Origin of the sequence: Methanosarcina mangrovi (assembly GCF_052057765.1) — an archaeon.
Lineage (GTDB): Archaea > Halobacteriota > Methanosarcinia > Methanosarcinales > Methanosarcinaceae > Methanosarcina.
This window is the reverse complement of sequence record NZ_CP195120.1, coordinates 4490774-4503987: the sequence shown is the minus strand read 5'-3', so window position 1 is coordinate 4503987 and position 13214 is coordinate 4490774. Positions and strand designations below refer to the sequence as shown.

The following is a 13214-nucleotide window of genomic DNA, read 5'->3' as shown; positions in this document are numbered from 1 at the left end:
GTCAGTTTATCTTCTATCAATTTATTCCCAATTTGTCTCTCGTTTTTCCGCCTGTCCTTTAAATTTACTTTTCTTCATTTATTTTTTTCAGAAAAGGTTTTTATCAAAGGCTCATGTGTAGTGCGGGAAAATATATTTCGTTTCTAAGGGTTTTTCTGCTTCTCCATCTTCTTCATCGCGGAACTCTTTACTCTTCAGGGCTTCAGATCTTGCAAGTTCTGGATGTTGCTTTAGAAATTCAATGGAATAATCTGTGGTTTCCCTGGATGATGCTTTGAAGGTTTCATCGATTTCTTCCCTGCTGAACTGCCCGTGGTAAAGAAGAAGCTGAGTTATCTTTTCCCGGGTTGCCTGGGGCTCGTTTTTATAGTCCAGGGAATAGTACAGTTTACTTACAATAACTCTTAAGGCTCGAGCTTTGCCCCGGTGACTTTCTTTATATTCAAAAGGGCTTTTTTCTTTGATCTTCTGTATGATTTCATTCAGTTCGTACTGGCTGATACTTAACACCCCTTAAGAAAAAGGCTTACAAGCTAGATAAAAATTTTTGATCATACCCTCAAAAAAACAGGTACCAGATAGGGCAGGTTAAAAATTAATTCAAGTCCGAAAGCCTGCTCTGCATTTGAAAATGCGTATTAGGTAGGGCAGGTTGAAAATTAATTAACGCAAGCAAAATGGTCAGAAAATACGGTAACTGAAAACCAAAATAACTGAAAATATCAAAATAACCGGAAGATAAGGTTAAAAGTGCGGCATCAGGAAATTGTTCTCATCATCTTTTGCTCAGCTGGGGTAACTCTCATCATCGCCGCAAAACCCAGTATATCGGTGGTCTTATTTATGGTTACTGCCTTTACTGCTGTAAATTATTCCGTTATAAACCTGTTTTTCCGAACTCAGCGAAAAAGTTTCCTTAACTCAATGGAAAAACTCAATGGAAAAGGTCTTATTGCCCTAACAAATTTACCATTTATAAAATCTGACATTCTATAACATCTAATCTATAATATCTACCATTCCATATTTTGTTGCCCTATATCTTATAAAACTTAAAGCTTTTGAGGAAGCCTCTTGAAATTTGAAGCAATTGCCGTAGAAAAAGTCCCCCTGATCCAGAAAGGGGACGACCTGCCCTCCATCATTTGTGAGAGGATTGAACTTCAGGACAGAGACATTATTGTTATTGCCTCGACCATTGTTGCAAAAGCCGAAGGGGAAACTTTCAGGCTCGAAGACATCGTCCCCGGGGGAGAGGCGCTTGCGATCGCATCCCGGACAGGGAAAGATGCCCGCTTTATCCAGGCTGTTCTTTCCAGGAGTAAGGAAGTCTTTGTTGAAGCACCTTTTATGCTTGTTACAACGCTTGCAGGGCACACCTGTGTAAATGCGGGGGTTGATGAGTCCAATATCGAGCACGGGTTTTTGCTCTACCCTCCTGAAAATCCGGACTCCAGTGCTTCCAAACTTGGAGAGCGGCTTGAAAGTATTAGCGGGAAAAAGTTAAGTGTTATTATTACGGACACAAACGGAAGGGCCTTCAAAATAGGGCAGACTGGGGTTGCTATAGGGATTTACAAAATAAAACCCATAAAACGCTGGATAGGAGAAAAGGATCTTTTCGGCAAAGTCCTGGAGATTACTGAAGAAGCGGTTGCTGATGAGCTTGCAGGGGCTGCCAACCTGTTGATGGGAGAAGGGGCTGGCGGAATTCCTGTCGTGGTCATTCGCGGGCTCGATTACTTCTGTGAAGAAGGCACGTCCATAAATGAGGCGTACCGCCCTGAAGATATGGATGTTATCAAAAAAGGGCTTCGATGCCTGCAGAAAAAGAATTAAGTTAAAAAGCTGTCAACATCAGATTTCAGGTGCAGGTTTAAAAAAGAAGTACTGACATTTATATTTTAAATATCTTTATGTAATTTTTTAGAGACTGTTCTGTATATGAATTAATAGCATTAAGAGCGGATCATGGTCAGGATCATTTTGAACCTTTCCGTGGCATGGAGTTCATGGGACTCGTTTGCAGGCATTATAATCATTTCCCCCTTCTCCAGGAAATTTTTGTTCCCGGAAATAGTTATTTCCGCTTTTCCGTCTATTATCTGAACCATGGCATCGAAGGGGGCAGTGTGTTCGCTCAGTCCTTCTCCTTTATCGAAGGCAAATATGGTAACAGTCCCTGTGCCTTTACGGATAATTTCTTTGCTTACAACGGCTCCTTTCTGGTACTCGATTAAATCTTCTACCTTCAGTGTCCTGGCTTTTAATTCTTCGGACATTATTCTACCTCTTATCCCTGTTCCGTAAACTCCTATAACTTATCCGGATATCAATATCTCGGCTCAAAGGGTATGTATTCTACTTCTATTCCTGCATTCCTGAAAAAATCCAGGGAATCAGTATCAGGATAAGGTGTTGAGTATACTACCCTTTTGATATTTGAGTTTATAATCATCTTTGCACACAGGACGCAGGGCTGGTGGGTGCAGTAAATGGTTGCTCCGGAAATGCTTACCCCGTGTATTGCAGCCTGGATGATGGCATTCTGTTCCGCATGCACTGCCCGGCATTTTTCATGCCGCGTTCCTGAAGGTATCTTTTCAAGGTCCCTGATACACCCTATCTCAAGGCAGTGTTCCAGGCCGCTTGGCGCTCCGTTATACCCGGTTGAAAGAATACGTTTATCCCGGACGATCACTGCCCCAACATTGTTTCGGAGGCAGGTCGCCCTTTTGGCTACAACGAAGGCGATTTCCAGGAAATATTCGTCAAGGGGAGGTCTTTCTGTCATTATTTTTAATGAACAGTAACTGGTATATATAGTTGTAACGTTAGAACTTGTGTCACTTTTGACAATAAATTTTAAATGAAATGAATTAGCGCTATATAGAAAAAGAATCGTTTTTCGAGGAATAATTAATATAATCTATGGCATATAGAACTGAAACGAATCAACTTACTTATACTATATGGAATGTGGAACATTTCTTCCCGGGACCAGAGTTCGAAAAGGGCTGATAATTTCAAGTTACCAGGCACGTTCCGGACAACAATTCTGGATGGTTCTGGCCTGCAAATCTGGACACTTCCGTGTTATGAATTTGAACGTTTTCTGGATTGTAATCCGGAAAAATAAGCTCGGATAAATTCTAAAAAATATATGCATTCATCCGGAGTATTTAATTATGGCAACAGGTTTGACCGAATTTTTAGATAATTTCGTGAAAAATCACGATAATCGCCAGTTGCTGGCAATCCCTCTCGCAGTACTTGCAGTTTCTTTAGCCGTACTGCTGGTTTCCTTTGCAAGCAGCGGGTCGCCGGTAACCCTGGGAATGGAGTTCCAGGGTGGTACCCAGATTTCGGTAGAGACAACCGATTCCCCCGCTGTGCTTGAAGAAATGTACTCTTCTTATCCCATCAAGGATGCCCGGCAGGCCGGAAGCAGGGTTATCATGCAGTTCGAGGTTATGGATAATGAAGAACAGCGCCAGCTTGAAGATGATATAATGGGCCGCTATTCTAATGTGGAAATCAAACAGATAGGACCCGTTTACGGCCAGGAACTGCAGGTTCAGGCCCTTCAGGCTATTTTTATATCATTTATAGGAATGTCCATTGTGGTTTTCCTTATCTTCCGGAGTGTTGTACCTTCTTTTGCAGTGGTGCTCTCTGCTTTTTCGGACATTGCAATTGCCGCTGCTTTCATGCGGGTTGCAGGAATCGACCTTTCTCTCGGAACGGTTGCAGCTCTGCTCATGCTCATCGGTTATTCCGTAGACAGTGACATTTTGCTGACAAACAGAGTGCTCAAACGCAGGGGCACGGTGGCAGAAAAGGTTTCAAGGGCAATGCAGACAGGGATTACCATGACCACAACAACTCTTGCAGCCCTTGTGGTCATGTATGTGGTTTCAACTTTCCCTTATCTGGTAATTCCTTCATTCACACAGATTACCCTGCTTTCGCAGATCTCAAGCGTACTGATTGTAGGGCTTCTTGCGGATATTATGAACACCTGGCTTCTCAACACCGGGATCCTGCGGTGGTATGTGACAAAACCCGAATTCAGAGGGAGGTATAACAGATGAGCGATAAAAAAAGCCTCTTTAAAAATGTAAGAGTTATCATCTTCATACTTGCCCTGCTTATCTCTATCGTGTTTATCCATCCGGGTTATTCTCCCGGAGAAGGGGCAACCACTAACCTGAACTACGGGCTTGACCTTGAAGGCGGTTCCTGGCTTCAGATCAAATTGCAGGGAGCCCTCGCCCAGGTAGATGCGGATCCGGAAATGATAGTCAGTCAGATGGTAGAACCTGTAATTGGCGCTCCCATCCAGGTCACAGGTAGCAACCTTGACGTCAGCGGAGTGAGTTCGTCAGATAGGTATCTCACATTCACGACTTCCGTTCCGGTCAGCGCATCCCAGCTTGAGCTTCTCGATCTCGGCACTGTAAGCGTTGATAAGCTGAACCAGAGCACGACCCAGGTAACTCTTACTACCAGCAAGGGAACCCTGATCCAGGCTTATCTTGCACAGGCATATGATGCAGAAGTTCTTCCTATCAGTACCGAAGACGTTATTGTCTATGAAATAAGGGCTGAAACCTCGGAAGAAGAGCTTGAAACCCTTATGGAAAAGGTCGGAGGCACAATTCTCAAGAATGAAGACGGAACCTCTACCTATAAAGACGGGGTCAGTACCGACACGAGGGACCTGACCAGAGATATCCTGAATGACAAACTGAACTCCCTTGGCTTGAAAGACATTCCTGTCAGGACTGTCGGAGAGGACTATATCCTCATCGATTTTGCAGGGATCGACCTCGCAACGGCCAAAGATATTGCTGAGAAGCCCGGAAAATTCGAGATCCGCATACAGACCACAGGAAATGAGACCCAGCATGTTCTTTACGGAGACTCTATTGTAAGTGTGGGGATCCCGACTTACCACGATAACCAGTGGCATACTCCTTTTACCCTGAACGAAGATGGAGCACGGGCTCTCCAGAAAGTTGCTATCGATACCGGGGCTACGGATTATCCCGAAAGCCACTACCTGAACATGTATCTGGATGAAGAGAAGATCTATGGGGCTCCCCTCAGTTATTCGGCGGCTTCCAGACTGAAAGAAACGCCAATATATTCCTGGGAGGCTTCCACAGGTACTGATGAGGCAGCCAAAACTGAAGCCGAAACGCTCCAGATTCACCTCCGGGCAGGGGCTCTACCTGTAAATGTGGTACTTGTAGGTTCAGGGCACGTTGATGCAACCCTTGGAGAACAGTTCAAAACCGAAGCAGTCATAGCAGGTTTGCTCTCTCTGATCGCAGTTGCTGCAGTTGTTTTCCGCAGGTACAGGAGACCTGAAATCCTGGTGCCAATGGTCGGGACTTCCGTCAGCGAAGTCATTATGATCCTCGGAGTTGCAGCAGCCATCGGCTGGCAGCTTGACCTCGCAGCAATTGCAGGTATAATTGCCGCAATCGGAACAGGTATCGACCACCTTGTAATTATCACGGACGAGGTGCTTTACGAAGGCAAACTCCCGCCAACAAAGGTCTTCGTTTCCAGGATCGGAAAAGCCTTTGCAATCATTTTCGGGGCAGCTGCCACGACGATCATTGCCATGTCTCCACTCGTAGTCATGGGCTTCGGAGCCCTGAAGGGATTTGCCATCACTACTATCATTGGTGTTTTCATCGGTGTGGTTATTGCAAGACCTGTTTATGGTGTGGTAATCAAGGAACTGCTTGAGAAAGACGGAAACGGCACCCAGGAAAGTCTGGCTGACTGAGTGTCGGGGAAAAGATAGAAATCCCTGAAAACCAGTATTCAAAAACTGAAAAACAAGGTGGAATCAATGCAGGATCTCTGGACTCTAAAATACAGGGCAGATACCCTTGAAGGACTGCTTGGAAACGAAAATGCCGTAAGGACGCTTTCCGAACTGTTGACGTCCGGGACCCTGCCTCACCTCATTTTTTACGGGCCTGAAAATTCAGGAAAAACAACGGCTTCTCTTGCTCTTGCCAGAGGGCTTTATGGAGAGACCTGGAAAAATAACTTCGTATATTTCAATGCCTCGGACTTTTTCGATCAGGGAAAACGTTATCTTGTACGGGATAAACGTTTTGTCCGCATTCTGGGTACGGATGATCCGAAAAAAATCTACAAGAGCGTAATAGATATTTTTAAGGAAATCGTTAACGAATATGCCGGTATGGCTTCTATTGATGCTGATTATAAAGTTATCTATATCGATAATGCCGAATCCCTGAGTTCGGATGCACAGCATGCTCTCAGAAGGATCATGGAAAAGTACAGTTCAACCTGCAGGTTTATTCTTTCCACCACAAGACCTTCGAAACTCATTTCCCCCCTCCGTTCAAGGGGGCTTCAGGTCTTTTTTGCTTATGTCCCGGATCCTCTCCTGAAAACCCATCTGGAGAAAATCGCCCTTTCTGAAAAGCTGAAACTTTCCGGCGACGCACTTGATGCGGTCCTTTATCTGGCTAAAGGGAATGTTGCAAGAGCTGTCCAGACTCTCCAGCTTGCTGCCCTCAGGGCAGAAGGTGCTGAAATTACGGAAGAAATCGTGTATGAAGCTACCATGAAGGGCAGGGACGAAACTATCGATGAACTGCTTGAGGCAGCCCTTGCAGGAGACTTCGCAAGAGGGCGCCAGCTCATAGATGGAATGATTATTGAAAAAGGGCTTTCCGGGACCGATATTCTTGAAGGGCTTTCCGAAGCTCTTATAGATTCGGGAGAAACCGATGCTGATGTTGCACGCCTTATTGTCAGTATCTCAGAAGCCGATTCAAGGCTTACGGATGCTACCAGTGAGAGAATCCAGCTCGAAAAGCTGATTTCTACATTCTCCTGATTATCCGGGAATCAAGTATTTTTCCTCTTCTTTTCCCTAATTTATTTTGGATGTGAGCAGTTTGTTTTTATATATTTCCCTTTTTTGAAAGTTCTTCTGAATATATTATATAAACAATTCTATTTGATTTTCTACTCTAATCGTAAACTATATATCCAATTTACCAATAATTGAAAATCAAGTAGTAACTTATATATACAATTAAATTTTATCTTTTATTGTAAAAGAACCAGAAGTTCATGCTTCTCAGGAGTTAAATGGCTCAATTATACTTTCTAAAAAGGGTACAGACCTGAGATTTCAGGATACATCTGCAAGGTGTCCTGTACTTATTATAGAGGGTTTAGAGCCTGTATTCCCTTGAGCAGAAGTTGATGATTTTCTGGGACAAATCCACAAAAAAAATCCCTCCATTGCTCCCTGAACAGTCCCTCATTTCAGGGAGATCACGCTCATGCAGCAGAATTGAATATAGCTGCATTTGAAAAACGAAATTTTTTTCTTTGCTCCAAAAAAACCTTCAAAAATATTGCCTGCCTGATTTTACTTTCAGGCAGGCACCCTGTTTACCTTTTTACGCGGCTTTTTTTCTGCATTTTTCAGTATTTCAGTACCTGTAGTGCTTTACCGAGTGATGCAGGATCACTACAAAGAAAGCAATTATGACAAGTAAGAAACTGAAGAAGCCTACCGGGTTCCAGACGAAGCCTATTCCTGCTCCGCCTTCTTCCCAGGAAACTAGTACAGCTCCCTGGACTACTGTTGGAATAACTACACAGGCGAAGGCAAGGATGAAAATAAACACAATGTCAAAGATCTCTGCAATGATGCTTTTTTGTGCCATATCTGCTGCCTCCTCAATCGTAGTATTTGAATTCGAACATATGGTTTTTGATGGACTTTCTAACTCTCAGGCACCCGATAGTCTCAATCGAAACAATCAGCCCTAGAAAGATTACATAGAGGTAGGAGAAGCCGGAAACAATCTCCCAGGTTTCGGCAAAGATTTTGTATATTACAAATCCTTCCACGCCTACAAGCAAGGCCAGCATGCCGACAACAAGAACCGTATCTCCGTTGAGTTTGCTCTGGTATTTGCTCTCCATTGCCTGTTTATTCGTCTCCAACGCCTGTCACCTCCTTTCGTATCCCTGTATTTTCCGAGCCCCTGGGTAAGGGCCAGCCCATTTCAGTCCAGTTATTTTCTATGTTTAAACTCCTGTGCCTGTGGCTGAAATAGAAGTAAGCAATGCCATAGAACACAAAGGCGAAGATCAGGTTATACTTGTAGCCCCAATAAAGCGTTGAAAGAATTGTGATTGCAATTGCAATTGCAAAGTAAGCAATATACGGCTGGAGGGGGCCCACAAAAGGCCTGACCGTGCTTGTGTTCTGTGGAAAAAGGCTCCTGAAACGAATCAGGGCGAAAGGAATCAGCACATAGCAGAGCAGTCCCGAGACAATTGAGAAGGTAATTACCTGGTCAAGGAAACCGCTGAATGCAAAGCCAATTGCAACGGGCATTGTGAAGATCACTGCCCTGTATGGGGTGTTGTACCTCGGGTGTACTGCAGAGAACCAGGAAGAAACATAATTGTCTCTGGAGAGGGCAAACCAGGAACGTGAGGAGTCACAGACGCAGCCATTTGCACTGGCAACACAGGTCAGGAATGTCCCGAGTCCGAGCAGGGCAATGAAAATAAACATGCCGCTGTTCTGTGCAGCTTCAAAGAGCGGATACACGGAAACTCCGAGCTGGTCCGCCGGGATCAGTACCGAACACAGATAGAGGGTCATTGCCGCTCCCACGAGCAGGGTGATCATCCCGGCCTGCTGTCCGAGAGGCACTGCCCTTGACGGGTGCTTGCACTCTTCGGCGCACATTGCCGCCCCTTCTATTCCCAGGTAGAACCACGGTCCGAACTGCAAAGCTGCAAAGAGACCTATCATGCCGTTTGGCAGAGCTCCCTGAAACAGATATTCGGGGTGGATGTCCACTCCTCCAAAGGCTGTTGCGAAGAAGAAGACCACTATCGAAATGAAAGCTATCATGGTCAGGACAAAGTTCAGGGTTAATGCCGCAACAACGCCACGGTAGTTGATGAAGGTCAAAAGTGCAATAACAAACAAAGTCACGGGAAAGACCTGCAGCTCCGGGAAGATGCTCTGTGCGATGAATGCAACAACAATAGCATCTGCCGCTTCAAGGGCTATGTATTCCATATAAACTGCAAGCCCTACACTGGCAGCTGCTCCGGGTCCTACAAATAACCTTACCCAATCGTAGGGGCCTCCTGCAAGTTTGGTTGCTGCTCCGAGTTCACTGGAGCAGAGGGAGATTATGACATACATAGTTCCTGCAACCAGCATGGCAAGCAGAGAACCAAGCACCCCTCCTTTTGCGATAGTAAAATTCCAGCCCATGTATTCTCCGACCAGCACGATTCCTACTCCCAGGGCCCATACATGGAAAGGTCGCAAAGTTTTTACCAGGCTGGCAGACTCATAGTGTTCAGACATGATGCCTCAACCCCTTCTTTTTGAAACCCTGCTGGCGTCCAGTAAAACCCAGGCTATCAGCCCAAAGGCAAGAAGATATATCAGTCCGTTTATAACATTCCAGATGTCCATTTTTATATCCCCGTCTTTTTTACACAACGAATTCCTGTATACGTTCACCTATTCATGAAAAAATTTCCTTCATAATTCGTAATATTTCTGTAATTTTTGTGCCTGAAATCTTCCAAAAAAAGTTAGCCAGCGAAAAGCTCGCTGGTCTGTTATTTATTTAACTTGACTTCAGGACTAACTTTCGACTTAGAATACAAGTCCGAGGTCTTCGAGCTTCTTCCTTGCTCCGTCATAGACCTGCATGTACTCGTCAGTTGGGGTTATTGTCTTTACGTTGTAGCACTCCTGGAAGGTCTTTCCAGCCGGTGCGCTTGCATAGTTCTTCTCATAGAGTGCAACAAGCTTGTCGAGGATTTTGTTAATCTCTGTGATTTCGACACCTGCAGTTGCCCTTGCTACTTCTCCCATCATCCTGGCTTCCATACCCGTGGTCTTGTCGGTTACGACACCCTTTGCGGATGCAACACCCGAGAGGATTTCTCTTCCTGATGCTGTGTCAGTGATGGACTGGGCTGAAGCCTCGAGGAGGCACATCTCGGTACAGGGCCCTGCACATGGGTAGTACTGGTTTCCTGAAAGCATATCCGTGAACTCGGAAATTGTTGCACATGCCCAGCCTGCAATTGTAAGGGTCTCCCTGGTGTTGGTTGAGCCCCAGCGGATGTGGACCGGCCCGTCCAGGTGCCAGCTTGCACTGCTCATGACAAAGGCGTTGATGTGGGTTGCAACGTCGACAATTGTGGTTTCTTCGATACCGCCTGCATATCCTCCGAAGATCGGCATCTGTTCGTCCATGATGATGTCGCTGTTCCCTTTGTAGTGGGCAATAACGGCAATCGCGTCCAGGTCAATTTTAAGTTCGTTGAGCTGGGAGACTTCGTGACTGTCTGAGGAGATCTGGCCGCCAACGCAGTCAGATGAGATATTTCCCTGAGCGGACAGGGAAGTCTCCGGGCCCTATATGCCCATTCCTGGGCGGCCTGCCATTGCACATGCCTGTTTTATAAGGCGTGTTTCGGTCTTTGCGGCAAGGACCTCATACGGGCTTTTTGGGACCGGAGGTTTTCCGCGGACTGAGGTCATGACCCCGTCTACAATGGTGTCTACTTCCTTTTCAAGAGCGTAGCTCATGTGGACTGGCATGAAAACCTCTTCGGAAATCGGAGAGCCTGTAGGACCGCCCTGTACGATTGGCTTCCTCTTGTCCCCTACGCTTCTCTTCCGAACGTTTACTGCATCCCTGCCGGTTCCGAGGGTGAACTCCTTCTGGACGTTATTGATTGCGTCCCAGATCTCGTCTTCGGTGTATTTCACGATCCTATGGGTGTCGGTACAGTAGATACCGCACTCGAGGAGCATCTCGAACCCTGCCTTGAAGAGTTTTTCCATCATGTCCTTGTCTGTCGGGACGAATTCTCCCTTGAAGTCAAGCCCGTACTTCTGCTTGAGCTCCATTGCCTTCATGGGGATTTTCATAAGGTCCCAGTCATCCTGGGTGCACTTTTCTCCTACTTTTGCCCTGTCGTAGAAGTCATAGCAGTCGAATGATTTTCTGAATGTCATGTGCTTTTGCCTCCCAGGATTATTTCATTATGTTAAGTGCAACTTTTGCAGCTTCGGCAGCGTTTTCTGCGGTAGCGTCCGCCCCGATCTCCTCGATCCATTTACCGGATACGGGAGCTCCTCCGAACATGCACTTTACGCTGTCCCTGAGGTTTTCTTCCCTGAGCCTGTCCATAAGGTCTTTCTGGCCGAGCATGGAGGTGGTCATAAGGGCTGATCCAACAAGCAGGACTTTTTCTCCCTTGTGCTTTGCAGCTTCTTCCACAACGGTTTCATTGAGGACATCGGTCCCAAGATCAAGGATTTCAAAGCCGTTTGCCCCTAACATGGTTGTGACAAGGCGGTGTCCTATGTCATGGATGTCTCCTTCTGCAACGAAGGTGACTGCAAGCCCGGTTCCTTCTTCTCCTTCTGTTTTTGTTTTTTCAAGTTCGGGGGTAAGGACCTTCATTGCAGCTTCCATGGCCTTTGCAGACATCATGATCTGAGGTAGGAAGATCTCGGCAGCTTCGAATTTGTCCCCGATAATTTTCATCCCCGGGGAAAGGCCCTTTGTGATAATGTCAAGAGGTGGAATTCCTGCATCCAGGGCTTCCTGGGCTAACTGTGCGCAACCTGCAACGTTTTGCGTTACGATCGTGTTGGTCAATTTATCAAAAATTTCTTGGTTTGCCATTTTTAAACCTCCATTTTTCCGTCGAAAACTGGCTGTTCGTGTGGTACGTTGGGGGCACAATGTCTCTAGACAATCAAAATCTCGTAACAGAGATGCCTAAGCATATATACCCAAGCTCCGCTACCTAAAAAAAGAGCATCTGCATGGGGTTCTCTTTGATATACAGTCCTCGATTTCCGATTTCAATCAGTCATCAGGGAATGCCTTTACGGGGTTTTTGATTATCTACAGGCGAAAATTATTCATTGCCATCTTCCATTTCTTACCGAACGACTGGGATTTTCTGTGAATAATTTTTGTCTCTTGACATTGTTACCAGGGAGTTTATTTGCCGGAAACTGTAAATTCGTTTACTTTTCCAGTTGAATTGGTTACTCATATCCCAAATTTCCCAATAGCATACCTACTGGAACTGTCTGTTTTCAGTTCTTTTTCTCTGGAGATCATGTGAGTCACAGCCATATTCCAATGTACGGCCTGTAAAACTCCAGTCACTCTCTGCAAATTTCCTCCTTTAAAGGATCAATAATTTATTGGTTTTTTAGATATTCATTCGTCACAGATTTTTGATTCCGTTTTTATTGCCATTTTATCGTTTTTGGTAGTGTGCCAACTTTTCTGTAAGGCCATAAATTTCAAGCCTAAGTTCCGCTTTTTTAAGCGCATAAACTCCTTCTGATCGGATTATGTGCTTAAACTTAAGCGCATGAATCAGATTCTAATTTTAATATCACAATCATCTGACTTAGCAGATTTGTGGAATTATGCTTATGCGCTTAAATTTTGGGAAATCAGGTTCAAGAGGTTTTTGAGTCAAGAATTCCATATCAGAAGACCAATTTCTCCTACAGTATGCAAAAACTTGACTTCGAATTTACAGTAAAGCAGCGACACTGCCATTTTTGGTGCCTTTTATTCCGTTTTTATTGCCATTTTATTCGTTTTTGGTGCCGTTTTTAACCCTCTCTAAATAAATTGCGGTTATTTGTCAAGGCAATTTACCTTTAGGAGATTTATTTTAATTCTCTAATAGGCACTCTATTTATGCATTTAATAATATATAGCCCAATTTGAGTAGTTTTTCGAAACCGTTAGGTAACAGAAATAGCTCTATGTAAATTCAAGAGTAAAAGGTAATAGAAATAGATCTATGCAAATTCAAGAGTAAAAGGTAATAGAAATAGATCTATGCAAATTCAAGAGTAGAGGGTAATAGAAACAGATCTATGCAAATTCAAGAGTAGAGAGATTTTTTAATATCTTTAAAATTTTCAATTACTTTAAATTAAAAACTTGAAATAATTTTTAGATACCTTCTGCTTTCTAAATATATTTGCATAAATAACATAATCTATTAATAACAGATTTTTTAATAAATATAGAATCGCAATGGGTTTGTCGTTATGCGATACAATATGGCTTTCAGATAAAAGGAAAAATTTACTACTT

The 13214-nt window shown here is 44.4% G+C and carries 11 protein-coding genes and 1 pseudogene; 4 read left to right on the top strand and 8 right to left on the bottom strand.

What is annotated here, in order from left to right; translation table 11 throughout:
• Positions 1-111 precede the first annotated feature (111 nt).
• Positions 112-510, bottom strand: coding sequence for a hypothetical protein (locus tag ACSAZL_RS19895; RefSeq protein WP_440946301.1), 399 nt, complete (start codon positions 508-510; stop codon positions 112-114).
• Between the two features lie 564 nt (positions 511-1074).
• Between ACSAZL_RS19895 and ACSAZL_RS19890 the strand changes: the two genes are divergently transcribed.
• A complete protein-coding gene (locus ACSAZL_RS19890) occupies positions 1075-1839 on the top strand; it encodes a coenzyme F420-0:L-glutamate ligase (protein WP_440946300.1) in 765 nt (254 codons plus the stop codon).
• Between the two features lie 119 nt (positions 1840-1958).
• Here ACSAZL_RS19890 and ACSAZL_RS19885 read toward each other — a convergent pair whose 3' ends face one another.
• Together ACSAZL_RS19885 and ACSAZL_RS19880 are read right to left on the bottom strand one after the other, a co-directional pair.
• On the bottom strand, positions 1959-2282 hold the full coding sequence (locus ACSAZL_RS19885) for a cupin domain-containing protein (protein ID WP_440946299.1): 324 nt from the start codon (positions 2280-2282) through the stop codon (positions 1959-1961).
• 50 nt (positions 2283-2332) lie between these two features.
• Complete coding sequence (locus ACSAZL_RS19880; protein ID WP_440946298.1) at positions 2333-2794, bottom strand: deoxycytidylate deaminase; 462 nt, start codon at positions 2792-2794, stop codon at positions 2333-2335.
• A gap of 394 nt (positions 2795-3188) precedes the next feature.
• Here ACSAZL_RS19880 and ACSAZL_RS19875 point away from each other — a divergent pair, with 394 nt between their 5' ends.
• The 3 genes from ACSAZL_RS19875 to ACSAZL_RS19865 all read left to right on the top strand — a co-directional run bounded on the left by ACSAZL_RS19875 (position 3189) and on the right by ACSAZL_RS19865 (position 6895).
• The gene (locus ACSAZL_RS19875) at positions 3189-4094 is read left to right on the top strand and encodes a protein translocase subunit SecF (protein ID WP_440946297.1); all 906 of its coding nucleotides are present in this window, start codon (positions 3189-3191) and stop codon (positions 4092-4094) included.
• Positions 4091-5803: a preprotein translocase subunit SecD gene (locus ACSAZL_RS19870; protein WP_440946296.1), complete on the top strand. Its 1713-nt coding sequence runs from the start codon at positions 4091-4093 to the stop codon at positions 5801-5803. The genes ACSAZL_RS19875 and ACSAZL_RS19870 overlap by 4 nt, the downstream gene beginning before the upstream one ends.
• A gap of 66 nt (positions 5804-5869) precedes the next feature.
• Positions 5870-6895 carry an AAA family ATPase gene (locus tag ACSAZL_RS19865; RefSeq protein WP_440948912.1) on the top strand — a complete coding sequence of 342 codons (1026 nt, stop codon included), beginning with the start codon at positions 5870-5872 and terminating at the stop codon, positions 6893-6895.
• 607 nt (positions 6896-7502) lie between these two features.
• Here ACSAZL_RS19865 and ACSAZL_RS19860 read toward each other — a convergent pair.
• The 5 genes and pseudogenes from ACSAZL_RS19860 to ACSAZL_RS19840 all read right to left on the bottom strand — a co-directional run bounded on the left by ACSAZL_RS19860 (position 7503) and on the right by ACSAZL_RS19840 (position 11765).
• The gene (locus ACSAZL_RS19860) at positions 7503-7739 is read right to left on the bottom strand and encodes an AcrB/AcrD/AcrF family protein (RefSeq protein ID WP_440946295.1); all 237 of its coding nucleotides are present in this window, start codon (positions 7737-7739) and stop codon (positions 7503-7505) included.
• A gap of 13 nt (positions 7740-7752) precedes the next feature.
• A complete protein-coding gene (locus tag ACSAZL_RS19855) occupies positions 7753-8022 on the bottom strand; it encodes a monomethylamine permease (RefSeq protein WP_440946294.1) in 270 nt (89 codons plus the stop codon).
• Entirely contained in the window at positions 8009-9415 is a 1407-nt protein-coding gene (locus ACSAZL_RS19850; RefSeq protein WP_440946293.1) for an APC family permease, read from the bottom strand. Before ACSAZL_RS19850 ends, ACSAZL_RS19855 begins: the two co-directional genes overlap by 14 nt.
• 297 nt (positions 9416-9712) lie before the next feature.
• A pseudogene (locus tag ACSAZL_RS19845) lies at positions 9713-11089 on the bottom strand (monomethylamine:corrinoid methyltransferase).
• 19 nt (positions 11090-11108) lie between these two features.
• Positions 11109-11765, bottom strand: coding sequence for a methyltransferase cognate corrinoid protein (locus ACSAZL_RS19840; protein WP_440946292.1), 657 nt, complete (start codon positions 11763-11765; stop codon positions 11109-11111).
• Between the last annotated feature and the right edge of the window lie 1449 nt (positions 11766-13214).